At 66.2% G+C, this 26,364-nt stretch carries 24 protein-coding genes and 2 tRNA genes; 10 read left to right on the top strand and 16 right to left on the bottom strand.

Features of this window, described 5'->3' with window-relative positions; genetic code table 11:
• The first annotated feature begins 51 nt into the window (after window positions 1-51).
• From IFT54_RS14475 to IFT54_RS14465, 3 genes are all read left to right on the top strand, one after another.
• The gene (locus IFT54_RS14475) at window positions 52-1,341 is read left to right on the top strand and encodes an EAL domain-containing protein (RefSeq protein WP_244180301.1); all 1,290 of its coding nucleotides are present in this window, start codon (window positions 52-54) and stop codon (window positions 1,339-1,341) included.
• A complete protein-coding gene (locus IFT54_RS14470; protein ID WP_192071181.1) occupies window positions 1,342-3,816 on the top strand; it encodes an ATP-binding protein in 2,475 nt (824 codons plus the stop codon).
• A gap of 64 nt (window positions 3,817-3,880) precedes the next feature.
• The gene (locus IFT54_RS14465; protein ID WP_031394137.1) at window positions 3,881-4,273 is read left to right on the top strand and encodes a response regulator; all 393 of its coding nucleotides are present in this window, start codon (window positions 3,881-3,883) and stop codon (window positions 4,271-4,273) included.
• A 43-nt stretch (window positions 4,274-4,316) separates the two neighbouring features.
• On the opposite strand, the gene IFT54_RS14460 is transcribed toward IFT54_RS14465, so the two are convergent.
• The 10 genes from IFT54_RS14460 to IFT54_RS14415 form a co-directional block, all read right to left on the bottom strand.
• Window positions 4,317-5,471 carry a GNAT family N-acetyltransferase gene (locus tag IFT54_RS14460; protein ID WP_192071180.1) on the bottom strand — a complete coding sequence of 385 codons (1,155 nt, stop codon included), beginning with the start codon at window positions 5,469-5,471 and terminating at the stop codon, window positions 4,317-4,319.
• A 68-nt stretch (window positions 5,472-5,539) separates the two neighbouring features.
• A complete protein-coding gene (gene lptG / locus IFT54_RS14455) occupies window positions 5,540-6,637 on the bottom strand; it encodes an LPS export ABC transporter permease LptG (RefSeq protein ID WP_031394135.1) in 1,098 nt (365 codons plus the stop codon).
• On the bottom strand, window positions 6,634-7,827 hold the full coding sequence (lptF, locus tag IFT54_RS14450; RefSeq protein WP_031394134.1) for an LPS export ABC transporter permease LptF: 1,194 nt from the start codon (window positions 7,825-7,827) through the stop codon (window positions 6,634-6,636). The genes lptG and lptF overlap by 4 nt, the downstream gene beginning before the upstream one ends.
• A 113-nt stretch (window positions 7,828-7,940) precedes the next feature.
• Complete coding sequence (locus IFT54_RS14445; protein ID WP_192071293.1) at window positions 7,941-9,830, bottom strand: ATP-binding protein; 1,890 nt, start codon at window positions 9,828-9,830, stop codon at window positions 7,941-7,943.
• 124 nt (window positions 9,831-9,954) lie between these two features.
• A complete protein-coding gene (gene spt / locus IFT54_RS14440; RefSeq protein WP_192071179.1) occupies window positions 9,955-11,217 on the bottom strand; it encodes a serine palmitoyltransferase in 1,263 nt (420 codons plus the stop codon).
• A 112-nt stretch (window positions 11,218-11,329) separates the two neighbouring features.
• Window positions 11,330-11,575 carry an acyl carrier protein gene (locus IFT54_RS14435; RefSeq protein ID WP_037527622.1) on the bottom strand — a complete coding sequence of 82 codons (246 nt, stop codon included), beginning with the start codon at window positions 11,573-11,575 and terminating at the stop codon, window positions 11,330-11,332.
• A 58-nt stretch (window positions 11,576-11,633) separates the two neighbouring features.
• On the bottom strand, window positions 11,634-12,533 hold the full coding sequence (locus tag IFT54_RS14430) for an NAD-dependent epimerase/dehydratase family protein (RefSeq protein WP_192071178.1): 900 nt from the start codon (window positions 12,531-12,533) through the stop codon (window positions 11,634-11,636).
• 34 nt (window positions 12,534-12,567) lie between these two features.
• Window positions 12,568-13,668 (bottom strand): glutamate 5-kinase, encoded by a 1,101-nt coding sequence (gene proB, locus IFT54_RS14425; RefSeq protein WP_192071177.1) that lies wholly within the window; start codon window positions 13,666-13,668, stop codon window positions 12,568-12,570.
• A gap of 187 nt (window positions 13,669-13,855) precedes the next feature.
• Window positions 13,856-14,902: a GTPase ObgE gene (obgE, locus tag IFT54_RS14420; protein WP_107929587.1), complete on the bottom strand. Its 1,047-nt coding sequence runs from the start codon at window positions 14,900-14,902 to the stop codon at window positions 13,856-13,858.
• A gap of 66 nt (window positions 14,903-14,968) precedes the next feature.
• On the bottom strand, window positions 14,969-15,568 hold the full coding sequence (locus IFT54_RS14415) for a TetR/AcrR family transcriptional regulator (protein ID WP_031441339.1): 600 nt from the start codon (window positions 15,566-15,568) through the stop codon (window positions 14,969-14,971).
• Between the two features lie 33 nt (window positions 15,569-15,601).
• Between IFT54_RS14415 and IFT54_RS14410 the strand changes: the two genes are divergently transcribed.
• Window positions 15,602-16,498 carry a metal-dependent hydrolase gene (locus IFT54_RS14410; protein WP_192071176.1) on the top strand — a complete coding sequence of 299 codons (897 nt, stop codon included), beginning with the start codon at window positions 15,602-15,604 and terminating at the stop codon, window positions 16,496-16,498.
• 201 nt (window positions 16,499-16,699) lie between these two features.
• Here IFT54_RS14410 and IFT54_RS14405 read toward each other — a convergent pair whose 3' ends face one another.
• The 4 genes from IFT54_RS14405 to hspQ all read right to left on the bottom strand — a co-directional run bounded on the left by IFT54_RS14405 (window position 16,700) and on the right by hspQ (window position 18,683).
• Window positions 16,700-17,251, bottom strand: a complete 552-nt coding sequence (locus IFT54_RS14405) for a GNAT family N-acetyltransferase (protein WP_192071175.1) — start codon at window positions 17,249-17,251, stop codon at window positions 16,700-16,702.
• A gap of 175 nt (window positions 17,252-17,426) precedes the next feature.
• Window positions 17,427-17,717, bottom strand: a complete 291-nt coding sequence (gene rpmA / locus IFT54_RS14400; RefSeq protein WP_031393730.1) for a 50S ribosomal protein L27 — start codon at window positions 17,715-17,717, stop codon at window positions 17,427-17,429.
• 13 nt (window positions 17,718-17,730) lie between these two features.
• Complete coding sequence (gene rplU / locus IFT54_RS14395; RefSeq protein ID WP_031393729.1) at window positions 17,731-18,075, bottom strand: 50S ribosomal protein L21; 345 nt, start codon at window positions 18,073-18,075, stop codon at window positions 17,731-17,733.
• Between the two features lie 173 nt (window positions 18,076-18,248).
• Window positions 18,249-18,683: a heat shock protein HspQ gene (gene hspQ, locus IFT54_RS20765; RefSeq protein ID WP_081874363.1), complete on the bottom strand. Its 435-nt coding sequence runs from the start codon at window positions 18,681-18,683 to the stop codon at window positions 18,249-18,251.
• 145 nt (window positions 18,684-18,828) lie between these two features.
• Here hspQ and IFT54_RS14385 point away from each other — a divergent pair.
• The 3 genes from IFT54_RS14385 to IFT54_RS14375 all read left to right on the top strand — a co-directional run bounded on the left by IFT54_RS14385 (window position 18,829) and on the right by IFT54_RS14375 (window position 20,965).
• Window positions 18,829-18,918: transfer RNA gene (locus tag IFT54_RS14385), tRNA-Ser, on the top strand.
• A 204-nt stretch (window positions 18,919-19,122) separates the two neighbouring features.
• Window positions 19,123-19,443 carry a hypothetical protein gene (locus IFT54_RS14380; RefSeq protein WP_192071174.1) on the top strand — a complete coding sequence of 107 codons (321 nt, stop codon included), beginning with the start codon at window positions 19,123-19,125 and terminating at the stop codon, window positions 19,441-19,443.
• Between the two features lie 268 nt (window positions 19,444-19,711).
• A complete protein-coding gene (locus tag IFT54_RS14375) occupies window positions 19,712-20,965 on the top strand; it encodes a glycosyltransferase (RefSeq protein WP_192071173.1) in 1,254 nt (417 codons plus the stop codon).
• A gap of 209 nt (window positions 20,966-21,174) precedes the next feature.
• On the opposite strand, the gene IFT54_RS14370 is transcribed toward IFT54_RS14375, so the two are convergent.
• Together IFT54_RS14370 and IFT54_RS14365 are read right to left on the bottom strand one after the other, a co-directional pair.
• The gene (locus IFT54_RS14370) at window positions 21,175-22,098 is read right to left on the bottom strand and encodes a cellulase family glycosylhydrolase (RefSeq protein ID WP_192071172.1); all 924 of its coding nucleotides are present in this window, start codon (window positions 22,096-22,098) and stop codon (window positions 21,175-21,177) included.
• A gap of 413 nt (window positions 22,099-22,511) precedes the next feature.
• Window positions 22,512-22,585: transfer RNA gene (locus IFT54_RS14365), tRNA-Cys, on the bottom strand.
• A gap of 168 nt (window positions 22,586-22,753) precedes the next feature.
• On the opposite strand from IFT54_RS14365, the gene IFT54_RS14360 reads away from it, so the two are divergent.
• The 3 genes from IFT54_RS14360 to IFT54_RS14350 all read left to right on the top strand — a co-directional run bounded on the left by IFT54_RS14360 (window position 22,754) and on the right by IFT54_RS14350 (window position 26,363).
• Window positions 22,754-23,839 (top strand): helix-turn-helix domain-containing protein, encoded by a 1,086-nt coding sequence (locus tag IFT54_RS14360; RefSeq protein ID WP_192071171.1) that lies wholly within the window; start codon window positions 22,754-22,756, stop codon window positions 23,837-23,839.
• 356 nt (window positions 23,840-24,195) lie between these two features.
• A complete protein-coding gene (locus IFT54_RS14355; RefSeq protein ID WP_192071292.1) occupies window positions 24,196-24,825 on the top strand; it encodes a protein-L-isoaspartate O-methyltransferase family protein in 630 nt (209 codons plus the stop codon).
• 8 nt (window positions 24,826-24,833) lie between these two features.
• On the top strand, window positions 24,834-26,363 hold the full coding sequence (locus IFT54_RS14350; protein ID WP_056674946.1) for a TolC family outer membrane protein: 1,530 nt from the start codon (window positions 24,834-24,836) through the stop codon (window positions 26,361-26,363).
• Window position 26,364: the final 1 nt, after the last annotated feature.

Raw genomic sequence — 26,364 nt, 5'->3', positions numbered from 1 at the left:
GCTGCACGTGCGACTCGCATCGCGGCGGTTATGCGTCTGCGAGGCTATCGCATGACTGACGTGTCGGATCCCGCGACTATGTCGTGCCTGCCCGTGGCCTTTCATGGCTGGCAGTTCGTCATCCTCGCCGAGGTCGCGAATTTCGCAATGCTTCGCCGCCATGTCGGACGCGCGCGCGCGGACACGCTGGTCGGTGATATCGCGCTGAGGATCGCGGCGGTTCTGCCGCAATCGCGTACCGAGATCGCCGCGCGTGATCTGATCGACATCGCGCTTCTGGCGGATCAGCAGGACGAGCTCGACCTCGCGCTCGAGCTGATCGCACATGCCTTCACCACGCCGTTCGACATCGACGGCGAACTTTATCACGTCGACCTGACGCTGGGCGGCGCATCGGTCCGCGCACCGCAGCACGACGAGGTCCGCCTGATCGAGGAAGCCGAGCTCGCGCTTGCCGATGCCCGGGTCGAGCGCGGACCGATCGCGCGCGACGTATCGGCGGCCAGCGCGTCGCTCGACCGGCTGATGCTGGCGCGCGAGCTGCACAAGGCGATCGGCGGCGACCAGCTTTTCCTCCAATATCAACCCAAGGTCCATCTGCGTCGGCAGGAGATCGTCAGTGTCGAGGCGCTGGTCCGCTGGCGCCATCCGCAGCGCGGCCTCGTGTTGCCGAGCGACTTCATCCCGATCGCGGAGGAGAGCCGCGACATCGTTGCGCTCACGCTGTGGACGATCGAGCAGGTGATCGGCGACCAGCGGATCCTGGCGGCGCATGGTCATGAACTGCCGATCTTCATCAATATCGCCGGCGTCCTGCTCGCCGATGCGCGATTCGTGCGGCAGGCGTGCGAGATGATCACGTCGAGCGGCGCGCGTCTGGGCTTCGAGATCACCGAGACGTCGGTGATTCGCGATCCGGAAAGCGCGATCCGGAATTTGCAGATCTTCGCGGATATCGGCATCGTGATCGCGATCGACGATTATGGTGCCGGCCTGTCGTCGCTCGCCTATCTCAAGCAGCTTCCCGCCAGCGAGCTCAAGATCGACAAGCTCTTCGTCACGCAACTCACCAGTTCGAACCGCGATCCGCTGATCGTCCGGTCGACGATCGACCTCGCGCACGCGCTCGAAATGGAAGTCGTCGCAGAAGGGGTCGAAACGCCCTCGGCGATGGCGCTATTGTCGGTCATGGGGTGCGACATGATTCAGGGATTTCTGGTGAGTCGCCCGATCGGTATCGACGCTCTGCTGCCGTTCCTCGCGGAAGAGCGTCATCTGGCAATCGCCCGCGACGTGCGGTCACCGCTCACGCGGATCGCGGCTGTCCGGAAGACTGGCTGAGTGAATCAGCTGGGTCGGCGGCGGCTAAGCCTTTGGCATGGGCTGCCGGCGATCCTTCTCGCCGTCAGCGCAGTGCCCGCGGCAGCCGGGGCAGAGCCGCTGCCGCAGGTCCGGTTCGATATCGCCATCGGGAATGCCAAGTCGCTGGTGCAGACCGATCCAGGCGAGGCCATCCGCAGGGCATCGACCGCCGAACAGGCCGCCGCCGCGATAGCGGATCCCGAAAGGCGGCAGCTGGCCGTCGCGACCGCGCGCTGGCTGCAGGGGGAAGCGGCGCTGCGGATCGATCGCGACGATCGCGCCGCCGTGCTGATCCACAACGCTCTGGCAACGGTGGTTAGGCTGGATCCTGGTTCGGCGCTGAATGCCGAGATCCTTCTATCCCGCGGGGGCGTTCATGCGACTCGCGCGGAGTTGGCGTCGGCGCTGGCGGACTATCAGGCCGCGCACAATATCTTCCGCACGCTTGGGGACATGCGCAACCGTGCCAAGGCGCTCATGCTGATCGCCACGTTGTACGGCGATGGCAATGACAGCGAGTCCGCCCTCAAATATCTCAGCCAGGCGCTCGACGTCTACCATGGCGACCCGGGCCTGCTCGTGGCGATCTACAATAACCGGGGCTCCTGCTATCAGGATCTTGGCCGTTACGACCAGTCTGTCGCACAGTATCGCAAGGCACTGGCGCTTGCCGAGCAGATGAAGAGCCCGCTGCTGCAGTCCCGCATCCAGGGGAATATCGCGCATGTGTTGCTAAAGGCGGGCAAGACCGCAGCCGCGGCAAAGGCGATCGCTGCCAGCCAGCGCCTTGCCATGCAGTCGGAGGCCGCAGTCTGGCGGGTTCAGCTGCTGCCGATCGCCGCCGAAGTCGCCCTCCAACAGGGGAATTTGCCGCGCGCGCTCGCGCTCATCACGCAGCGTTTTGCGGGCGTCGATCTGACGAAGACCAACCTGTCGTATCGGGAGGGGCATCAGGTTGCCTATGCGATCTATAAGGCCCTCGACCGGCCCCTCGACGCGCTCGTCCATCTCGAGGCGCAGAAGCGTCTGGATGATCAGGCGACCACACTCGCCACGAATATGAGCACGGCCTTGCTGGCGGCGCGATTCGACTTTGCGAACCAGGAACTCAAGATTTCCAAACTGCGCGCCGATGAGCTCGAGCGCAGCGTGCGGTACGAGAAGGACCGGGCAAAGACGCAGCGGCTGATGTTCATCGGCGCGATCGCGGCGGTTTCGATCATCATCGGCCTGCTTGCGCTGGGGCTGGTGACGATTCGCCGCAGTCGCGACAAGGTGCGCGCCGCGAATGACGACCTCGCGATCACCAACGCGGCGCTCGGCAAGGCGCTTGCGGCGAAGACCGAGTTCCTTGCCACGACCAGCCACGAGATCCGCACGCCGCTGAACGGGATATTGGGCATGACCGAGGTCATGCTCGCCGATTCGCGCCTGACGCCCGACCTGCGCGATCGCCTTGGCATCGTGCGCGGCGCGGGGGCGACGATGCGTGCGCTCGTCGACGACATTCTCGACATCGCCAAGATGGAAACCGGCAACCTGACGATCGAGTTCGCGCCGTTCGATCTGTGCGCCACGGTGACCGATGCTGCGCAAATGTGGGAGGAGCAGGCCCGGTCGAAGGGGCTGTCGTTCACGCTCGACATGGCCGACTGCCCCGCCCGGATCATGGGCGACGCCGCGCGGGTGCGGCAGATCGTGTTCAACCTGTTGTCGAATGCGCTGAAGTTCACCCGCGTGGGCGCGGTGACGGTGGCGTTGCGAACCGGTGAAGACGGGCTGTGGCTCGACGTATCCGATTCGGGCATCGGCATTCCGGCGAACAAGCTCGACGAGATCTTCGAATCCTTCCGCCAGGCGGATGCCGGAACGACGCGGCAGTTCGGCGGCACCGGGCTCGGCCTGTCGATCTGTCGCAACCTCGCGCGCGCGATGAATGGCGACGTCACCGTCACCAGCCGCGAAGGGCAGGGCGCCACGTTCACGCTCAGCCTGCCGCTGGTCCATGCGGAGGCGATCGCGCTCGGCGACCTGGGGGCCGATCAGGGAACCGGCGCGGCGACGCTGATCATCGACCGCAATCCCATCATGCGCAGCATGTTCCGGACGCTGGTGACACCGCATTGCGACATCGTCCTGACCGCCGCCTCGATCGACGAGGCTGTCACACTGCTGGCGCAGACGGTCGTCGCAAACATCGTGATCGACGATGCGACGTTGCGCGCCGGTGGCGATCCGGGGCGGGCGCTGGAGCAGCTGACACGGGCGGCGGGTGATGCCGCGACGACGCTGTTGTGGCCCGCCGATCGGCTCGACGATCCGGTACTGCTCACGACTGCCATTACACGCATCGTTGCGAAGCCGGTATCGGGTGCGGATCTGGTCGAAGCGATCTTCGCGTCGCCGGTAGTTAAAAACAACGCAATTCCCGATCTTGTCTCGCGGGCGGCTTGATGCGTAAACGCCTAGCAATGACGGACAGCGCGCCTCTCCCGGTCGACCCGTCACGGAGGATATGTTGAACATCTTGTTCATCGAGGACGATCGGATGAACCGCCGCGTGGTGGGCGACATGCTCGACGTGGCCGGCGCGACGATGGTCGAGGCGGAAAGCGCCGAGCGTGGCCTCGAAATCCTCGACGAGCAGGATTTCGAGATGGTGCTGGTCGACCTGCGCATGCCGGGCATGGACGGGATCACCGCGATCCGTCACATTCGCGCTCGGTCCGACGCCAAGGGCATGGTCCCGATCATCGTCGTGACCGCGGACGTCGCCCCCGACCTTCGCCAGCGCTGCCTTTCCGCAGGCGCCGACGACGTGATCTTCAAGCCGGTCGCGATGGATTCGCTGTTCGACGCGATCGGCCGGATCCTCGCGCGTGAGGCACAGGGCGACGGGCTGATCGGCTGATCCGCCCGCCGCCGGATAAGTGTAGGCAGGGCCGACGGTCGGGCTAGAGCGTCTTTTCGTAGACCTGGTAGACCTTGTTCATGCGGCTCTCGATCGTCTCGGCGATCGAGCGCATCCCCTGATTGTCGTCGAGGATCCAGCCGATCTCGGCGCGGGTCGCGCCATAATCCTGCGAGGCGGAACGGCGGATATATTCGATCATCATGAAGGCGAGCTGGCTTGCCATGCGCGACGACTGCAGCTCCCGGACGACGCCCATCAGCGGGACGCGGACCGTCTTCACCTTTGGCTTGCGCAGCCACAGCAACAGCTTGGCCCAACCGAACGGCAAAAGCGACCCGCGCAGCGGCTTGATCGCCTCGTTCAGGTCGGGCAGCGTGATCATGAACGCGACGGGCTTGCCGTCGACTTCGGCGATCCGGATCAGGTCGTTGAAGACGATCGGCTTGAGCTTGACCCCGACATCCTTGATCTCGGGGGGCGTTAGCGGAACGAACCCCCAGTTGCTCGACCAGGCATCGTTGAGGATGGCGAGGATGATCGCGGCCTCGTCCTCGAACCGCGACTTGTCGACCTCGCGAATGACGATGCGCGGGTTCTTCTCGCCGGACTTGATGATCCGCTGGACGATCGGCGGGAATTGCCGCGTGACGTCGACTTCATAGGTCATCAGCCGCTTGACGGGGACCTGGCCCGACCGCTCGACCCAGTCGCGATATTCGGGGCGTGCATGCCCCATCATGATCGTCGGCGCGTGATCATAGCCTTCGATGAGGAGCCCTGGCTCCTCCCAGATCGACATGCTGATCGGGCCGAGCATCCGCGTCATACCCTGCGCCCGCAGCCAATCCTCGGCCGCGGCGAGCAAAGCTTGGAATACGACCTCGCTCTCCGCCTCCATCAGCCCCCATTGGCCGACCCCGGGACCAAAGCCCTGTTCGGCGGGCATGGTGAGCGCGAGCGTGTCGATATGCGCCGAGATGCGACCGACGACCCGGCCATTCTCCTCGGCGAGGAACAGTTGCGCCTTGGCATGGCTGAACCAGCCATTCTTTTCAGGCGTGATCAGCCCGAGCGCTTCGGTCTTGAGCGGCGGGACCCAGTGCGGATCGTCGCGATAGAGGCCGAAGGGCACGTCGACAAAGACCTTGCGATCGCGCTTCGTCTCGACCTTGCGGATCGTTATCGTACCGGCCATTGGCTCGCCCCTCAGCGCTGCGTCGTCAGCCGCTGCGGATATCGACGATCACGCAGTTCGTACAGCGGCTATTCCTCGGTCCGGAACAGGACAGCCTCGCCGATCAGGAAGAACAGGAGGAAGGGCGCCCAGGCGGCGAGGAACGGCGGATAGGCGCCAAGATTGCCCATCGCGAGCGCGAAATTGTCCGCGACGAAATAGGCAAAGCCCAGCCCCATGCCGATCACCGCGCGGACGAACAGCTTGCCCGACCGGGCGATGCCGAACGCCGCGACCGCGCCCAGCAACGGCATCAGTACCGAGGAGAGCGGTCCCGACAGCTTGTGCCAGAGCGATCCCTCGAGTGCCTTGGTCGGGCGCCCCGCGTCGGCCAGATCGCCGATCGCCGCCTTCAGCGCGCCGAAGGACAGGCTGTCGGCGTCGACGCTCGCGAGCGTGAACTGGTCGGGCCGGACATCGCGCCCGACGACCACCGACCCGAGCGTGGTCAGCGTGCCGCTGGCGACGTCGAACCGCGTCGCGGGGCCGATCTCCCAGCCCCCGGCGACGCGCTTGCCATTGGGGGCGCGGATGATCGAGACGAGGCTTCCACCAGCACGATCATAGAGCGTCACCCCGCCGAGCCGCGTGCCCGCGCCCTTGCCGCGCGTCTGGTTCACCTGGATCAGGTCGTCGCCGTCGCGGACCCAGACATTGGCACGGTCGCCACGGTCGATCGGCATCGCGCCGTAATTGACCTTCTGCCACTGCGACAGGGTGGCGGTGGCGCGCGACACGACGCGGTCGTTGAAGCTGAAGCTGACGATCGCGACGACCAGGCTGGCGATCAGCAGCGGGGCGAGCACCTGATGCGCGGACAGCCCCGACGCCTTGAGCGCGATGATCTCGCTGTTCTGGTTCATCGTGATCAGCGTCAGGATGGTGCCGAGCAGCACCGAGAAGGGCAGCGCGAAGGCGATGATCTGCGGTGCGCGCAGGCTGACATATTGCCAGACCTGCGCGTCGCCATTCCCCGCCTGCGCCAGGATGTTGCCCGACTCGCTCAGCAGATCGAGCGCCTGGAGCACGAGCACCAGCGCCGCGAGGATGCTGAACGTCCGCGTCATGAACAGCCGGCCCATATAGACCGCGACCGTGCGCGACGGAAAGATCGTGATCCTGCTCATGCCGTCTTCTCTTTGCGGCGCCCGGGCAGCCGGCTGGTGATCGCCTTGCCGATCCGGCCGACGCCGCGCTCGAGCGCACCGATCGGTTCGCCGCCGGGCACATAGGCGATGGTGTAGTACATCCACAGGATCAGCCCTGCGAACACCGTGAACGGCACCCAGAGCGCGATCAGCGGGTCGATCCGGCCAAGCTCGCCGACGTCCGCCGCATATTGGTTCACCTTGTGATAGGTGACGATCATCACGATCGACAGGAAGACGCCGAGACCGGACGTCGATCGTTTCGCGGGCACGCCGAGCGCCACCGCAAGCATCGGCAGCAGGAACATCATCGCCACCTCCGCCAGCCGGAAGTGGAATTCGGACCGGCTCGCATCGCGCAGCTCGGGCGTCGCCGCCTCATGCCCTGCACGCGCGAGTTCGGGCAGCGTGAATTCGAGGTTGCGCCCGCCGCGGACACGGAAGCTCTCGAACTTGGGCAGGTTGATCGGCAGGTCATGGCTGCTGAACGTCAGCACACGCGGGGTCTTGAACTCGGGCCGTTCGTGAATCAGCGTCCCGTTGGCGAGACGGAAGATGATGACGTTGGGATCGTCGGTCGCGAGGAAGCGTCCCTTTTCGGCGGTGACGCCGATCCAGTCGTTCTTCGGCGTCTGCGCATGGACGAAGATGCCCGACAGCTCGCGCCCCTTGTCGCGGCTCTGCTCGATCCGCAGCGTCATCCGGTCGCCCAGATGCGTGAACTCACCGACCTTGATCGACGCGCCAAGCGCGCCCGTGCGCAGCTCGAAGCGGAGCCCCTCGTAATAATAGCGGGCGATCGGCTGGAGATAGCCGACGATCAGCAGGTTCGCGATCGCCAGCACGATGGCGAACATGTAGGGCACCCGCAGCAGCCGGGTATAGCTCATCCCGACGCTGCGCAGGACGTCGAGTTCCGACGTCGTCGCGAGCTTGCGGAATGCGAGCAGGATACCGAGCAGCAACCCGATCGGAATCCCGAGCCCGAGATATTCGGGCAGCAGATTGGCGAGCATCCGCCAGACAACGCTGATCGGTCCGCCCTCGGTCGCGACGAAATCGAACAGCCGGCGCATCCGGTCGAGCACGAGCAGCATCGCCGCGATGATCAGCGTCGAAAAGAGCGGGACCGCGATCAGCCGGGCCATGTAGCGATCGATGGATTTCATGAAGCGGGGGCTCTGCGAGCGCCTCGAACGCGAGGCGTGGGGCGGGTCTATATCAGCTTTTTGCGCGGGATATAGTCAGGGATCTAGGGCGGACGGGGCGGGCCTGTCACGGTCTATTCGGCCGCCATCTGGCGGGGCGGGGTGGGGCGATCGGTGCCCATCGCCGCCGCGACCGCGCGTTCCAGGCCGCTCAGCGTGAAGGGTTTGCGCAACACCTCATGCTCACCGAATTCGCTCGTCGCGGCTTCACCCGCAAAGCCCGTGACGAACAGGATCGCGATGTCGGGGAACAGCGGCCGCAATGCCGCGATCATCTCAGGCCCCGTCTGCCGCGGCATCAGCACGTCGGAGATGATCAGGTCGATCGCGCCGTGACGCGCGAGCATCGCCGCCGCATGGGTCGGGTCGTCACAGGCGACCGGATGATGGCCAAGCTCCTCGAGCGCACCGATCGTCGCGGCGAGCACGCGGGGATCATCCTCAACCACCAACACGTTCAGCCCCGTCGGCGCGACGGGCTGTACCGGCTCTGCCAGGTCCGCAAACGGCAGGACGGGTTGCGTCTCGATCGCGGGATCGCTGGTGTCGCGGGGCAGGTAGAGCGTCACCGTTGTCCCTTCGCCGACCACGCTGGCGATCGCGATTTCGCCGCCCAGCTGCCGGACCAGGCCGAAGATCTGGCTGAGGCCAAGGCCCGTGCCCTTGCCGGTTTCCTTGGTGGTGAAGAACGGCTCGAACACGCGCTCGGCGACGTCCGGCGACATGCCGCTGCCGTCGTCTGCGACCGTGATGGTGGCAAAGTCGCCGGCCGGGCAGTCGCCGATCGCGCCCGCGGTCAGCACCGCGGCGCCGGTGGTCACGATCATCGTGCCGCGGCCGTTCATCGCGTCGCGCGCGTTGACCGCAAGGTTGAGCACCGCATTTTCGAGCTGGACGCGATCCGCGCGGACCCGCCAGCCCTCGGAGGCGTCGACCACGTGCAGCGTGATCGCATCGCCGAGCGTCCGATCGAGCAGGTCGGACATGCCCTCGACCAGCCCTGCAACGCCCATCGTTTCGGGTTTCAGCGAATCCTCGCGGCTGAAGGCGAGCAGCCGACGGGTCAGCGCGGCGGCGCGGGTAGCGCCATCGGTCGCACTCTCGATGTGCCGCCGCGCGGTCGCCGGATCGCGCGCGATGTTGCGCAGCGCCAGTTCCAGCCCGCCCAGAATGACGGCCAGCATATTGTTGAAATCATGCGCGATACCCCCGGTCAGCCGGCCGACCGCGTCCATCTTCTGGACCTGCCGCAACTTCGCGTCCTGCACGCGCAGCTCGGCCGTCGCCTGTTCGACCGCGGCGGACAGTTCCTCGGCGCGGCTGCGTTCCATGTCCGCGTCCGCCTGCGCGACCGCCCGGTCGCTGACCGCGCGGATTGTGAACCAGCCCAGCCCGATCGCGCCGAGCACGATCAGCATCCCGAACACCGCCAGCACGCCCGCGATCGAGCTCGAACGTTCGACCGATGCCATCGCCCGCGACGTCCGGTTGTCGAGCAGCGCCCGCTCGCGCGCGATGAGCCGGTCGAGCGTCCGGTTGATCGCGATGAGCGTCGGGGCGTTGCGGCCCTGGTAATAGCGCGCGAACGCCTGCGAATTCTTGCCGTAATTGGTGCTGAGCGCGGTCATCGACAGCTCGCGACCGCGGTCCTCATAGGCCTGGCGCAGTTCGGCGATGTGCCCGCGCTGTTCGCCATTGTCGTAGGTCAGCCGCTCGAGCCGGTTGAGCTGCGTCCCGGCCAGGACCCATTCCTCGAAATAGAGCCGGCCCAGTTGCCGGTCGCCGCTGATTACATAGCGGCCGAGCGATGCTTCGGACCGGGCGATCGTGCTCGACAGTGTGCGCGCGAGGATCATCACGTCATAGCTGTGCGCCTGCAGCCGCAACGCGCTGTCGCGCTGACGATTCGCGCTGCTCAGCGTGGCGATGAGTCCGACCAGAACGGCGGCGCCCAGCAGCGCCATCACGATGAGCGTGATGGTCCGCCAGGTCGCACCGCCCCCAAGGGCTGCCGCGTCGGCCTCGTCCTGCGTCACCCCGCGACGATAGCGTGCGTATTGCTCCCGACGCAATGACAGCGGCCGGCTGCTAGCCGATCACGCCGACGGCGCGACCCGCGTCGCGGAACATGCCCAGGATCGTCTCGACCTGCGCGTCGGTATGTTCGGCGCACAGCGAACAGCGCAGCAGGAACGTGCCCGCAGGCGTCGCCGGTGGGCGCGCCATGTTCACGTACAGCCCGCCCTCGAGCAGCGACTGCCAGATCGCGATCGCCTGTTCCTGGTCGGTCAGGATGATCGCGATGATCGCCGAATCCGACGTCTCGGTGCCGAGCTTGAAGCCCATCGCCTTGAGCCCCGCATGCATCGCGCGTGCATTCTTCCAGAGCTGCGCGCGCTTGTCGTGCGCGGTCATGAGCTTGCGGATCGACGTCGCGGCGGTGGCGACGACCGAGGGGGGAAGCGAGGCGGTGAAGATGTACGGACGGCAGGCGAAGCGAACCATCTCGAACTTCGGGTGGTTCGACACGACGAACCCGCCGACGGTGCCGACCGATTTCGAGAAGGTGCCGACGACGAAATCGACCTGGTCGGTCAGCCCCATCTCCTCGTACACGCCGCGGCCATTGGGGCCGAAAAAGCCCATCGAATGCGCCTCGTCGACCAGCACCATGCAGTCATGCTTCTTGGCGACCGCGACCATCTCCTTCAGCGGGGCGATGTCGCCGAGCATCGAATAGACGCCTTCGAGCACGACGAGCTTGCCGGCCTCCTTCGGCAGGCGGCCGAGCCGCTTGTCCAGATCGGCGACGTCGTTGTGGCGGAAGCGGACGATCTCGGCATTGCCCTGCTTGCAGCCGTCATAGATCGACGCATGGCTGTCGGCGTCGAGGATGACGTACTCGCCCTTGCCCGCGAGCGTCGAGATGATCCCGAGATTGGCCATGTAGCCGGTCGAGAACACGATCGCGCCGCTCATGTCGTAGAAGTCGCGCAGTGCCTGTTCGACGTCGATATGATCGTGGAACGTGCCGTTGAGCATCCGGCTGCCATTGGTGCCCGACCCGAATTTCTCGAGCGCGTCCTTGCCCGCCTGGATGACGTCGGGGTCGAACGTCATGCCCATATAGTTGTAGGTGCCGAGCAGGATCGTGTCCTTGCCGCGGATCACCGCCTGCGTCGGCGACTTGACCTCGTCCATCACGATCGTGAACGGATTGCGCACGCCGGACTTCACCAGCGCCTCGCGTTCGGCGATCAGCCCGTCGAACTTGCTCATCAGATCGCGCTCGGGCGCGACCTCGGCGGGATCGACGGGGAGGGCGTGGGCGGTGGTGGCGGCTTCGGTCATGTTCGGTTCCAGATCAGGACGGTATCGCCCCTTGCCATTCGCCCTGAGCGAAGTCGAAGGGCCTGTGTCTCATGTGCTTCGACTACGCTCAGCACGAACGGGATATTTTTGGTTAGTCCTGCTTCAACTTCGCGACCGCATCGACCAACTGGCCGACGGTCTCGATCTCGGCCTGCATGTTCATCGTGATGATGATGTCGAATTCATCCTCGATCGCGGCGACGAAATCCATGACGGTCAGGCTGTCCCATTCGAGATCGCCCTGGAAGGTCGTCGCATCGCTCAGCGCGACGCCCTTCTTGTTGAACGGCTCGATCTGCGCGGTGACGGTGTCGTAGATCTGCTGACGGTCGCTCATGCTCTTCCTTCCGGGTGTCGACGCAATCCTGACAGCGAATTGCGGCGGCTTTTCGGCGCTATAGCAGCCCCGCCGCGCGATACCACGCCGCGGTTTGCGCCAGCGCCTGCGGCGTCGGGACCGAGGGCGTCCAGAGCGCAGCCGGCGGCGGCGTGTGCGAGACCCAGTCGGGATGGCAGAAATAGCGGACCCGGTCGCGCGTCAGCTTGGCCTTGCCGCGCCGGACGAGACGGTCAGCGGCGGACGCCAGCGACAGGACGACACGCGGCATCGACAGCGGCGTCACCGATTTGCCGACCGCGACGCCGATCGCGCGCGCGAAGTCACGATTGTCCCAGCCCTTGGGCGTACCGTCGTCCGGTTCCATGATCGCCGGCGCGACCGGGATTTCGGCCAGCGCGAGCAGCAGCGCGGTCAGATCCTCGACATAGAGCAGCGAGACGCGCGTGCCGGCAGGGGGCATCGGCACATACCCCGACCGCGCCGCCTTGAACACGTCGAGCAGGTCGTGATCGCGCGGGCCGAAGATCGCGGGCGGGCGGACGATCGTCCAGTCGAGCCCCGACGCGGCAACGCACGTCTCCGCCTCGGCCTTCGACCAGCCATAGTTGGACAGTGCCGGCGCGCGCGCCGCCAGCGACGAGACCTGGACGAAGCGGCGAATACCCGCCGACCGCGTCGCATCGACGATCGCCTGAGTGCCGGCGATATTGCCCTCGGCAAAGCCCGCGCGATCCGCGGCGTTGACCACGCCGGCGACGTGGATGACCACGTCCGCGCCCTTGACCAGCGTCGCCAGGCTCTTCGGGCGATCGAGCGCGCCTTCGATCCAGGTCACGCCGATGCGCTTGGCCTGTGGCTTGCGGGCGAGCGCGCGGATCGTGTGCCCCGTCTCCAGGGCATGGTCGATCAGGTGGCTGCCGACGAACCCGGTGCCGCCGGTGATGGCCAGGATCATGACGGCTCGCTCCAGATCGACATTTGCGCGGCAGTCATACGAGCGCCAGATGATTGCGATGGACGAGCGCCGAGCGCGGCGCATAGCCGAGGATCGCGGCGTGATCGTCGCTATGACGGCCGAGCAGACGCGCGGTGTCCGCCGCGTCATATTCGGCAAGACCGCGCGCGACCGTGCCGGCCGGCCCCTCGATCGTCACCAGATCGCCGCGCACGAAGCCCCCGTCGAGCCCCGTCGCACCCGCGGCCAGCAGGCTGCGTCCCTGGCCGAGCGCGGCGGCGGCGCCCGCGTCGACATGGATCGTGCCCTTTGCAGTCAGTCCGCCCGCCAGCCAGGCTTTCCGCGCGGATGCGGTGCGTTCGGCGCTGAAGATCGTGTGGCGGGCAGGGGTGGAGAGCGGGTGGTCGATCCGGCCCGAGGCGATCACGAGCGGAATGCCCGCCGCCGTGGCGATTCGCGCGGCGGCGATCTTCGATGCCATGCCGCCCGATCCCATCCCGGACCCCGACCCGTCGTCCGCCATCCCGGCGACCGCGTCGATTCGCGGGACATCGGCGATATGGGCGGCTGCCGGGTCGACATGCGGATTGGCGGTATAGAGTCCGTCGACGTCGGACAGCAGGACCACACCCTGCGCTCCAGCGGCCTGCGCGACCCGCGCCGCGAGCCGGTCATTGTCGCCGAAGCGGATTTCGGCGGTCGCGACGCTGTCATTCTCGTTGATCACCGGCACGACCCCGAGCGACAGGAGCCGGTTGAGCGTCGCGGCGGCGTTGAGATAGCGGCGGCGGTCCTCGAGATCGTCGAGCGTCACCAGCATCTGCGCCGCGTTCAGGCCTTGCGCGGCGAGCAGTTCGGCCCAGACCTGGCTGAGCGCGATCTGCCCGGTGGCGGCCGCGGCCTGCGCATCCTCGAGACTCGCGCGGCCGCCCTTGGCCAGGCCGAGTCGCCGCGCGCCGAGTGCGATCGCGCCGGACGACACGATCGCGACCTGCTGGCCGGCACGGGTGCGTGCGGCAATGTCGGCGACGAGCCCGGCGAGCCAGTCGCGCCGGACGCTGCCGTCGGGATCGACAAGCAGTGCCGAACCGATCTTCACGATCAGGCGGGGACAGGAGGACGGCGGAAACATCATTGGTCGACCCCGTAGGTCCTCCCCGTAGGTCGTCATAGCCTGCAACACTCTATCGTCATTCCCGCGGAGGCGGGAACCCATATTGGCTGGCCTCACCACCGAATCGCATACCCCTGAGGCTATGGATCCCCGCCTGCGCGGGGATGACGATGGCGTACATGATCGGGCTACGGAGCGGTTTTGAACGCTACAGCGGCGACCATGCGACCGGCTCTTCGCCCTCCGCCAGCTCCTTCGGCGCACCCGGTGCAGGGCCGATCTCGCCGATCAGCTTGTCGAGGACTGCCTCTACGCCGGCGCCACTCGCGCCGGACATCGCCATCACCTCGGCACCGCTGGCCTCGGCCAGTTCGGCCGACAGCGCCGCGATCAGCTCGGCGTCGAGCATGTCGGTCTTGTTCAGCGCGACGATCACCTTCTTGTCGGTGAGGCCCTCGCCGTAATTGGCGAGCTCGTCGCGGACGATCCGGTAGGATTCGCCGACATCCGCGTCGTTCGCATCGACCAGATGCAGCAGCACGCGGCAGCGTTCGATATGCCCGAGAAAGCGGTCGCCGATGCCTGCGCCCTCGGCCGCACCCTGGATCAGCCCGGGAATATCCGCGACCACGAACTCGCGCTGCTTGTGGCGGACCACGCCCAGCTGCGGCCGGGTGGTGGTGAAGGCATATTCGCCGACCTTGGCCTGCGCGTTCGTGACCTGGTTGATGAAGGTCGACTTGCCCGCATTCGGCAGGCCGACGAGACCCGCATCGGCGAGCAGCTTCAGTCGCAGCCAGACCCAGGCCTCGCCGAACGGCCAGCCGGTGCCGTGCTGGCGCGGGGCGCGGTTGGTCGACGTCTTGTAGCTGGCGTTGCCACGGCCGCCATCGCCGCCGCGGAACAGCACTTCGCGCTGGCCGACCTGCGTGAAGTCGATCAGCACCTCCTCCTTGTCCTCCGACAGCACCTGCGTGCCGAGCGGGACGCGGATGACGAGGTCCTCGCCGCCCGCGCCGGTGCGGTTCGAGCCCGAGCCGCCCGAGCCGCGCGGGGCACGGAAATGCTGTGTGTAGCGAAAGTCGATCAACGTGTTCAGGCCGGCGATGCATTCGAACACGATGTCGCCGCCCTTGCCGCCATTGCCGCCATCGGGGCCGCCATATTCGATGAATTTCTCGCGGCGGAAGCTGACGGCACCGGGGCCGCCCTCACCCGAACGTACGTAGATCTTGGCTTGGTCTAGAAAATGCATCGCCGCCCCATAGCGAAATTGGCGAAAATCGCCAGCCTCTGCGACTCGGACCCTGGTCGGCGTTGCTCAGGCCGACGGGCAGGCGGCGGCGTCCTTGCTCGCGAGCAGCGCGTCGAGCGCGAGTTCGCGCGCCCTGGTCGCGGGCAGGCCGAGCGCGCGGGCCATCGGCGCGCCCATCAACGCGTCGCCCAGCGCCATCAGGACCAGCGTCAGCGTCTGGTCCTGGATTGGCTGGTCGCCGGGCATGTCGCCCTCGGCAAGTTCGTCGACCAGATCGTGGATCGCGGTGAGAATCGGGTCGAGCGCGTCGGTGTTGCCCGACAGGATCATCCAGCTCGCCAGCGCGCCCGCGCCGCCCTTGCCGAATGCGTCGAACGTCATCTCGACCACTTCGCGCGGATCCAGCTCGCCCGCGCGGACACGCAGCACCGCGGCGCCGATCGTGCCGACGATGTCCGCCGCCATCCGCGTGATCAGTGCGGTCTGCAGCGCCTCGGCCGAGCCAAAATGGTGGAGCAGATTGGCGTGCGTCCGCCCGATCCGGCCCGCAACCGCCTTCAACGTGACCGCGCCGGGACCGCTTTCGACGAGCAGCGCGCGCGCGGCCTCGACGGCGGCATCACGCGATTCGGTCGGGGAGAGGCGCTTGCGGGGTGTTGACGTCACGAAATGAAAAACCTACTTACAACTGTGTCAGTAATGACGATCTGTCTCTGTTTGGAGGTTTCCGTGGCGAAAGCAACCACACCCGTCGATCTGACGATCACACCGCGCGATCGTCGATTTGGCCGGGGCTCGCCGATTCGCCGGTGGTGGCTGAACGACGATCCGATCGCGACGGCCTTTTACAACGCCTTGTCGGTCACCTTCCCCAAGGGCGAGGGCTATTTCGTCGACAGCGTTCGCCGGTTTCGCGACGGTACGCCGCCCAAGCTGACCGCCGAGATCAACGCGTTCATCAAGCAGGAGGTGATCCACACCCGCGAGCATGTCGCGTTCAATCGGCACGTCACCGACCAGGGGTATGACGTCGCGCCGCTGATCGCCGATGTCGACGCCGCGCTCGCGCTCACCAAGGGGCGCCCGCCAATCGCGAGCCTCGCTGCGACGACCGCGCTCGAGCATTTCACCGCGATGCTCGCGCACGAACTGATCGCGAACCCCCGGCACCTCGCCGGCGGCGACCAGCAGGCGGCGGCGCTGTGGCAATGGCACGCCGCCGAGGAGATCGAGCACAAGGGCGTCGCCTATGACACCTGGCTGCACGCGACGCGCGACTGGCCGCGGTTCACGCGCTGGCGGGTCAAGTCGCTGGTGATGCTGATCACCACGTGGCGCTTCTTCACGGGGCGGGCGCGCGGCATGACCGAATTGCTGCGGCAGGACGGGCTCACGGGCCCGCGGATCTGGGCGCGGATGGCATGGTATGCGTTCGGCAATCCGGGGATGGCGCGCAAGATCGCGGGCGTCTGGGCGGCCTATTTCCTGCCCGGCTTCCATCCCTGGAAACACGACGACCGCGCGCTGATCGCGCTGGCCGAGAGTGATTATGAGGCGGCGGTGTTGCCGGTCGAGAAGCGGGCGGTGGTGGCCTGAGTCACGGACACAGCCTTTCCTCTCCCAGGCTCTCCCGCGAAGTATGTAGGGCGAATCATCGCCAGGCATTCCACCCCGGCGAAGGCCGGGGCCCAGTTGGAAAGGTCGTAGTAACGAAGCGATGACCGCAGTCAGCGACGTTCCCCAACTGTGCCCCGGCCTTCGCCGGGGTGGTGGAATTTCAAGGCTGAGATGCGCGAATCACGCCGCCATCGGCATCGGCGCACATCGATCCTCATCGAGCACCAGCTCGAACAGCACGGCCTGAGCCTCGCCGCCACGCCCGCGCGACGTCCGCAGCTCGACCCGCCCGGTCGGCCGGAAGCCGAGCTTGGCCAGCACACGACCGGAGGCGGGATTGTCGACGAAATGGAACGCCTCGAGCCGCCGGAGCCCGAGCGCATGGCGGGCGATCGCGATCACCGCCTCGCCAGCCTCGGTCGCATACCCGCGTCCCCAGGCATCGGGCGTCACCCAATAGCCGAGTTCATGGCCATACCCGTCCGGCGATGCATGGATATCGATGCCGCCAACCAGCCGCGGCGCGCCGGGGTCGAGCGCATCGATTAGGAAGCGCGGCTGATGCTCGCCGCGCGGTTGCGCCAGAAAGGCCGCCGCGTCGCCGAGTGAATAGGGCCAGGGTGCCCGCGTCAGCTTGGCGATCACGGCTTCGTGCCCGATCGCCTGCGTCAGCGCAGGCGCATCCTCGGGCCAGCCGGGCCGCAGGGTCAGTCTCTTCGTGCGCGCGAACATTGCTCTCTTCCTCTCGCGTCGTCGGCTGCGCGCATGCCACGTCAGGATGACGGGACGGCGACAGCCAAGGGGAGGGAGCAATAAAAAAGGGAGCCGGGGTGACCCGTCTCCCTTGTTCAGGTTCGCTTTCGCGACCCGGGTCACCCTGGTGGGCAACCCGGATGGTTACCCGATGTTATTCGGCTGCAACTGCCATGTCGGCGGCATCATTCGCTGCCAGCTCGACCGAGCAGAACTTGCGACCAAGTTTGCCCTGGCTGAACACGACGCGGCCATCGACCAGCGCGAACAGCGTGTGGTCCGTGCCGATGCCGACATTGGTGCCCGGATAGAACTTCGTCCCGCGCTGGCGCACGAGGATGTTGCCGGCAACGCATGCCTGGCCACCGAACTTCTTCACGCCGAGACGACGACCGGCTGAATCGCGACCGTTGCGCGAAGAGCCGCCTGCTTTCTTATGTGCCATCTGAAGCTACTCCTTATGCCTGAGCGGCCGGGGCGTCAGCCTCGGTCTGCTTGGCCGTCTGGCCGCCGACGGACACGATCTTCAGGATCGTGTGCTGCTGGCGATGGCCGTTCTTGCGACGATAGTTGTGACGACGACGCTTCTTGAAGACGATGACCTTGTCCGCCTTCGCCTGAGCGATGATCTCTGCAGCGACGGTGAAACCCTCGACCGAGCGCAGTTCCGAGCCTTCGCCCGCCAACAGCACATCACCCAGCGTCACCGACGCACCTGCATCGCCTTCGATCTTTTCGACGACGATCTTATCTCCGGCGGCGACGCGATACTGCTTGCCGCCCGTGCGCACGACTGCGAACATGGCCCTTGTCACTTTCCAAATACATGTGCCCCACGAACGCGGGGTCCGCCGGGAGAAGCCGGGGAGCTAAGCGAGGGGCGTGACGATGTCAACCAAGAAGGGCCATTGCGGGGGGCTAAATCATCGCGGGCCCTGGCAGGAACCGCATCAGGGCGCCGCGCTCGACCCGGCGATCAGTGCCGGTGGACGGCGCGCAGCGTGTAGCGACCATCGGCAAAGTCGGTGAACAACCCGGCGATACCGGGATGGTCGACCGGCTCGTCGCCCGCGTCGGATACCAGATTCTGCTGGCTGACATAGGCGACGTAGCTCGACTCGCGATTCTCGGCGAGCAGATGGTAGAAGGGCTGGTCCTTCTTCGGCCGCATCTGTTCGGGAATCGCCTCGTACCATTCATCGGTATTGGCAAAGACCGGATCCACGTCAAACACGACCCCGCGGAAATCGAACAGGCGGTGCCGGACGATGTCGCCGATCGAGAAATTCGCATGGACGATCGGCGGGGCGACGACCTCGACCGCCGCCGCCGGTGCCGGCTCGGACGAGAGGGCATCGGACGCGGCGATGTCGGGGGTGGCGGGGTCGATGGGGATGTCGTGGCGGGGCATGGCGACAATTTAAGCGCTGTTTCGCGACGCACAAGCCGGGCCGCTCGTGATTGCAAAAACCCTCTTGCACTGCGGCGAGGTCTGATTTAGAGGCCCGCCCTCGACCGATCGGAGGCGCTGCTTGCAGCTCTTCGGATGACCTTGCGGAGAGGTGGCAGAGTGGTCGAACGTACCGCACTCGAAATGCGGCGTACCCGCGAGGGTACCGTGGGTTCGAATCCCACCCTCTCCGCCATTTACCTAGCGCCATGTGGATCACAGAGATCCCTGGCCCCCGCGCCGGGGCCGCGCACTTCTCTATAGCTATCGTCCGATGCTCCGCTGCTGTGGACAGCGCATTCATGTGCTCAGAGCAGTAGGCGCGGGACGACAGTCGGGGAGGGGGTACGTTATCTCCCATGCCCGTCCCGGCCAAGGCCCCCTCCAGATCGAGACCGCGATGCGTACGTTCCTTCTGAACATCCTGCTGGCGGCCGGGCTGGTGGCCCTGGCCGTCCTTTCGCGGTTCATGCTGCTCGATACCTATTCCCGCTGGCAGATCGCGGCGTTCTGGCTGCTGGCGGCGCTGCTCGAATGGGGCGTCAAACCGCGGATCGGTCTGAAAGCACGCTGGCTGACCGCGCTCGCCACCGCGATCGCGACGACGCTGGCGATCCTCGCCGTGCGCTGGCACGTCGAGGGCCTGTGCCCGCACACTTGGCCGCAATGCGCGTCCTATCCGTTCTGGCGTGTCGTCCTGCACCTGATCGAGCGCGCGTAGACCGGACGTGCGCCCCGGTATCGCCAAAGCAACGCCGGAAGCGTGGCCCGACGGCAACAAGTCCCGATAAAGTACAGGGATCGCCGATAGACCCGAAATTTTTCGTGGAGAAATTCTTCTGTATCCGCCTAGGCGTTGAATTGCTTGAACTCGCCTATGTGCTGGCTCGGCGTGAACCGCATCGACGGCGCTCGTAAGCAATGCTGCATTGCCCAGTGGCGTCGCCAGTCCGGTTTCATCATTCGTTCAATATACCGGGCGGCACGTCATGAAGATTGCTTTCTTTCTTTCGAACTATCCCGTTCTTTCGGAAACGTTCGTCGTTCGTCAGATCAGGGGTATGATCGACCTTGGGCATCAGGTTACGATCATTACCGGCCAGCATGATCTTTCTGTCGATGATCCACTATCCGGTGCCGCGCGCATCGTCTCCGTTCGCGCGAATACAGGGGGCTCATCGCCGATCGCGCAATTGCTGAAAAAGTCGGCTCGACTTCTGCTTGGCGCGCAATCCGGCAAGAGCCGACGGCGAATTCGCGCAGGACTTACTGGCTTGCGCGATGGAATCGTCGCGCCGATCGTCGATATTCTCAGTGTCGGTGAACAGGGACTTGGTCATTTTGATGCCATCATCGCGCATTTCGGCCCCGCGGGCGTGCGGGCCATGTATCTGCGCGACGCCGGTCTGATCTCGGGCCCGATCGCCACAGTCTTTCATGGTCTTGACGTGACTGAGCATGGTCTCGTCAAAAAATTCCTGCCGCATTACCGCCGCCTCTTCACTCAGACCGAGGCGCTGCTTCCGATCAGTGAATTGTGGAAGAAGAAGCTGATCGGCTGGGGTGCTGACCCGGCGATGATCACGGTTCACCGGATGGGGGTCGACGTCAGCGACTTTCCGATGCCGCAGCCACGTCGCGGCGCTGCCGGGCCATTGCGGCTGCTGACGACGGCGCGCTTCGTCCAGAAAAAGGGGCTGATCTACGCGATCAATGCCATGTGCGCCGCGCCGGGCGATTCGCATCTGTCGATCATCGGCTACGGGCCGCTGGAGAAGGAACTGCGCGAGGCCGCTGCGGCCTGTCCTGCGCGCGTAACGTTCCTCGGCAAGATCCCGCACCGCGAGGTGCTTGCGGAACTCAAGCGGTCCGACGTGTTCCTGCTGCCGTCCGTCGTCGCCGACAATGGCGACATGGAAGGGATTCCCGTGTCGCTGATGGAGGCCATGGCGCTCGGCGTCATCACCGTCTCCACTTGGCATAGCGGCATCCCGGAACTCATCGACGACGGCGTCGAGGGCTTTCTGGTCGAGGAGCGCAATGCGGGACAGATCGCCGACATCATAACGACAATCGAATCGGGGGAGGTGGATCTGGCGAGCATGCGGGTGGCGGCACGCGCCAAGATTGAGCGCGAATTCGACAATAGGGAGCTCGATACCAGACTCGAGCAGATTGCGTTCACGCTAGCGGGCATCGTTCCGGCGACGGAGCCGGTACGCGTGGCGGAAGCGGTGTCCTGATGCTCATCTGCTGGCATCGCCTCGGCGAATGGCGCGTTGTTTCAGTGAATGAGGCCGGTGGCGAGACTTGGGTGCGGCAATGCAAGAAGTGCGCATACTCCCAATCGCGCTTTTCCTTCGGGAGACGGCCGCACCAGCGTTGATGCTGCCGTCCCGAAATTGGGTATCGTAAGTCCGACCTTATCCCGCCCGGCCACAACCGCGCGGGGTCAGCGGCCGAGCAGGCGGTCGAGATAGGCGTCCTTGTGCCTGGGGCCGAAACTGCCCTTTTTCGGCTCGATCTTGAACAGATACCGCTCGTTCCAGGCCGCGCCACCGCCCCACCAGGTCACGCCGACGACCGTATCGGCATTGGTCTTGAGATAGGCGATCGCTGCTGCGCCCGCCGCCTCGCAGCTCGGCGGTATCGCCCCGGCGCGTCCGAACGCCGATTCGGTGATGATCCCCTTCAGCCCGCGCGCACGCAGTTCGGCCGCGAAATTGTCATAGCCCGGCGTCCCCGTGCAGCTTGGCTGGGTTCCGCTCGACCCCTTGTCGAAATAGCGGTGCCCGTTGATGATGGTCAGACCGAGCGGATCCTTCAGCCCGCCCGCGCGGTCGAGGGCGACCAGCGCGCTTTCGGACGGCTTGGCGGCGTCCTCGCGCTTGCGCAGCCGGAAGGTGGCGGAGGACCCGGGATATTCCGGCGCGATGACATTGCGGATCCCCGCGGCGCGCAGGCCCGCGATGATCTGGTTGGTATCGCGCGCCCATTGATCCCAGTCGTTGGTCAGCACCGGGTCGTCGAAATGCCTCGGCTCGTTCATCGGGTCGATGATGATCCGGTCGGACCGCGGCATGCTCGCCATCAGCGACGTCCAGAACGCCACCTGTTCGGATACCGATGGCCAGCTATAATCGTGACGATCGAGCACGACATAGGCATCGCGGTCGAGCGCGGCGCGCGTCGCTGCCACCAATTTCCTGCGGATCGCGGGGTCCGCCATCTGCGGCCCCTTGAACGGCAGGCGGACCATCGTGAACCCCTTGTCGAGATAGGCGCGGACCGACGCCGGCGTCGGGCAGAGCGTACCGTCGGCGACAAAGCTGCACCCGGCAATGTTCACACCGAAGACGGGGCCCCTGATACGCACGTTGGCGCTCGCGCTGGACCTCACGGGCGCGTTTGCCTTTTGAGGTGCGGGGGGCGGCTGCATGCGTTGCGGGGAGGGCGCGGCCGAGGCCGGACAGCCCAGTCCGGCGGCGGCGATGGCAAGGCCGACAAGGCCGGCGGCGATCGATGGTCGGGTCATGACATGTACCTGGCGAATAAGGGTGAAAGCGAATCGGTCGCGCTTCGGATCCGCCTCCCTATCATTGAATTTCGGGATGCCTGGCGTCGATCAGGGGCCGCGGTCTGACGCCGCGAGGGCCGCGTTATCGCGGGGAAGTGTCCCTGGACAGAGCTCATGCCTGGCGAAGCGCCGTCCAGATCCGCGCACATCACACCGCCGAACGCGATCGCCGCAGTGCATCGCGCGATGTGGCGACGATTAGGATATGAAACTGGAGGCCCGACCGGGAATCGAACCCGGGTGCGAGGATTTGCAGTCCTCTACGTCACCACTCCGCCATCGGGCCTCGATGCGGAGCGCGCAAATGCGGGCTTTTGTGCGGCGGGTCAACCGGGCGATCGCGTTTGTGGGCTAAAATAGTCGTGGGGTGTGCCACGGCGGTGCGCCGCCGGGTGGGGGACGGCTTGCACGCCGGCGATGGATTGGGCACGATACGGCCCAATTCTGGCTTCATATGGAGTTTCTTTTGGACGTGATGCAGGTGTCCGGGGGAACGAACCGCGCAGGGCTGGCGCCCGATGTCTTTGCGATGCCCGCGGGGATGGCGATCCGATATGACCAGCCCTGCGATGCGCTCACCGATCTCATCACCGGCTACCATGTCTATCGCGCGACTGGTCCGGCCAGCATCGGCCAGGTCAACCGCTTCCTGCCGGGGACGGCCAATGTCCGGTTCGCGTTCGAGGCGGGACCGATCAGCGTGGCGATCGGCCGGCGGACCTTCGGCCCCCTGCCGGCGGCGACGCTGTACGGCCCGACGGGGACCGCGCTGAAGGCGACGACCAATGGCGGCATCATGATCGGGTTCGGGGTCAGCGCGCTGGCCTGGAGCCGGTTGTTCAACCGGTCGGCGGCGGATTATCGTGACCGGATCGTGCCGCTTGCCGACGCGCTCGGGCCGGTCGCGACCCAGCGTCTGACGACCGCACTACGGGCGGCCGAGCGCGACGACCAGGTCGCGCCGATCCTCGATGCCATCCTGTGTGATCTGCTCGGGCCGCCGCACCGCGAATCCGCGACGATCCGTCAGCTTACCCGGCTGATCGGGCAGGACGGCGGCGATGACGTCGCCGCGGTCGCGGCCAAGCTGGCGATCAGCCCGGACACGCTGCGGCGGCTGGCGGTGCGTCATTTCGGCTTCACCCCCAAGATGCTGCTGCGGCGCGCACGGTTCCTGCGCTCGTTCCTGCGCGTGTTCCGGACGCCCGGCGGCACCGACTATTCGGCGATCGACCCGAGCTATTTCGACGTGTCGCATTTCCTGCGCGACGCCGGCACGTTTCTCGGGATGACACCGCGGCGGTTCATGGCGATGAGCACGCCGTTTCTCGACGCAAGCGTCCGCGCGCGCGCCGCCGTGCTCGGCGCGCCGACCCAGGCGTTGCAGGTTCCCGCCGAAACGAGCGAGCGGATCATCGGCGCGGTGCCGGCCCGCCGGGCACCGAAGATCGATACCGCCCCCGATCCCACGCCCACCCCCGTCATCGACCCGGCGGAAATTCCGATGCCCGATCAGGGCGCGCCCGTGCTAGGCGCCTGAGCGAGGTGTTGCCGCATTCTGCGTGCGCCCTCGGCGTCCCGCCCGCGGCATTTCGGTGTCACACGGGCGGGCGGGGCGCCCTAGTCCCGGCATCCGGCCCCTGTGCCATTCCGACCTCTGTGCCATTCCGACCTCTGTGCCGTTCCGAGCCGGGCCGTCTGGCGCGATTCGCGACAGGTCGCTTGGCGCGACGCTGGCGGCACGGTAGAGATTGACGCAAGCGAACAAGTGTATTGCGCAACTAAAACAGCTGTGCGACAGGATGGACCATGACGACGATCAGCCTCGATACGAATTCCACTACCCGCACGCGTGCGGCTGTCGGCACGTCCGACGGCGGTCCCGATTTCGCGGTCATGCGTCACGCCATGGTGGCCAGCCAGCTGCGCACCAACGCGGTCAGTGACCAGCGCGTCGTCGCGGCGATGGCGCGGGTGCCGCGCGAGGCGTTCGTGCCTGACGATGTCCGGTCGATCGCCTATCGCGACGCACCGATCCCGCTCGGCGGTGGCCGTTACGCCAACCTGCCGATGGCGACCGGCCGGTTGCTCACCGAGGCTTATCTGACCGCCACCGACCGGGTCCTGCTGATCGGCGCTGCGACGGGCTACACCGCCGCGGTTCTTGCCGAGATCGTCGGTACGGTGGTCGCGGTCGATAGCGATGCGGCCTTGCTCGGCACCGCACGCGATGCGCTGGACGCCACGCCGACGGTCGAACTGGTCGAGGGGCCGATGGCACAGGGCCATGCCGCCGGTGCCCCCTATGACGTGCTCGTCATCGACGGCGCGGTCGAGGCGATCCCCGACACGCTGGTGGCGCAGATCCGGTCGGGCGGCCGCATCGTCGCCGGGATCGCCGATCGCGGCGTGACCCGGCTCGCATCGGGACGAAAGACCGATGGCGGCTTTGCACTGGCGGCGTTCGTCGATGTCGAGTGCGTGACGCTGCCGGGTTTCGAAACACCCAAACCCTTCAAGTTCTGAGGCACATCATGCCGCGCGCCGCTCAAGTTCGCCGTCTGCTCTCGGGTGTTGCGCTGCTATACAGCGCTGCACCGGTCCATGCGGAGACGCTCCGCGAGGCGCTGGTCAAGGCCTATACGACCAACCCGACGATCACGGCGCAGCGTGCGACGCTGCGTGCGACCGACGAGAATGTCCCGATCGCGCGTGCCTCCGGGTTGCCCTCGGCGAATGCGACCGGCGATTACACCGAATTCGTCGTGACCGCGGCGAACAGCTTCATCGCCTTGCCGCGTCAGGTCGTGGCACGCGCGAACGTCTCCGTGCCGCTCTATCAGGGCGGGCAGGTGCGCAACTCGGTCGCCGCGGCCAAGACGCGGGTCGAGGCGGGCCGCGCGACGCTGCGCGGTACCGAGGCCGATCTGTTCACCAACGTCGTCGGCGCCTATATGGACGTGATCCGCGACGAGGCGATCGTCGGCCTGAACACGCAGAATGTTCGCGTGCTCGACATCAATCTCCAGGCCAGCCGCGACCGGTTCCAGGTCGGCGACCTGACCCGCACCGACGTCGCCCAGTCCGAGGCGCGGCTTGCGCTTGCGCGGGCGCAGCTCCAGTCGGCCGAGGCACAGCTGATCACCAGCCGGGAAAACTATATCCGCTTTGTCGGGACGCCCGCCGGCACGCTCGAAACGCCGCCGACCCTCCCGCATCTGCCCGACAGCCCCGCCCTGGCGGTGACGGTGGCGATCGACAATAATCCCGTGCTGATCGCGGCGGCGAAGGAACGCGACGCGACGCGGTACGATGTCGGTGTCGCGCGGGCGAGCCGCCTGCCGCAGATCAGTGCTACCGGCGGCGCCAGCTACACCAACTATCTCGGATCGGCGTCGACGACCGACGGCAGCATCAACACCTTTCCCAATGCAAACAAGGCGGTGCAGGCGGGCTTGTCGCTGACGATGCCGCTGTTCCAGGGCGGTCGTCCCGCCGCGCAGGTCCGCCAGGCCGAGGCGTTTCAAAGCCGCGCGATCGAGAATGTGACCGCAGCCGAGCGCAATGTGATCGCGCAGGCACGCTCGGCCTATGCCGTCTGGCGTTCGTCGGAACAGGTGATCCAGTCGTCCGAAACCGCGGTCAACGCGAACAAGCTCAGCCTCGAGGGTGTCCGAGCGGAGAACAGCGTCGGCACACGCACGATCCTCGACATCCTCAACGCCGAGCAGGAGCTGCTCAACAGCCAGGTCACGCTCGTGACGGCGCGGCGCGACGCCTATGTCGCGGGCTTCGCGCTGCTGGCGGCGATGGGGCAGGCGGAGGCGCGCGATCTCGGACTCGACGGCGGCGTGCTGTACGATCCGGTCGCCAATTACGACCGCGTCCACAAGAAGATCTGGGACTGGGGCGGTGATGGCGAGCCGGTGCCGGTCGCGACGCGTACCGTCCAGTCGCCCACACAGGACGCCGCCGTGCGCCGCGAACTTGACCCGTTGCTCGACAGCCCGGTTGACAGGAACCCGGCATTGACGACAGGTAAGGATGCGCCGAGCCGCCAATAGG

Source organism: Sphingomonas sp. CFBP 13714 (genome assembly GCF_014842205.1).
Taxonomy (GTDB): Bacteria; Pseudomonadota; Alphaproteobacteria; order Sphingomonadales; family Sphingomonadaceae; genus Sphingomonas; species Sphingomonas aerolata.
The sequence above is the reverse complement of the archived record's forward strand: the minus strand, read 5'-3'. Positions and strand labels throughout refer to the sequence as shown.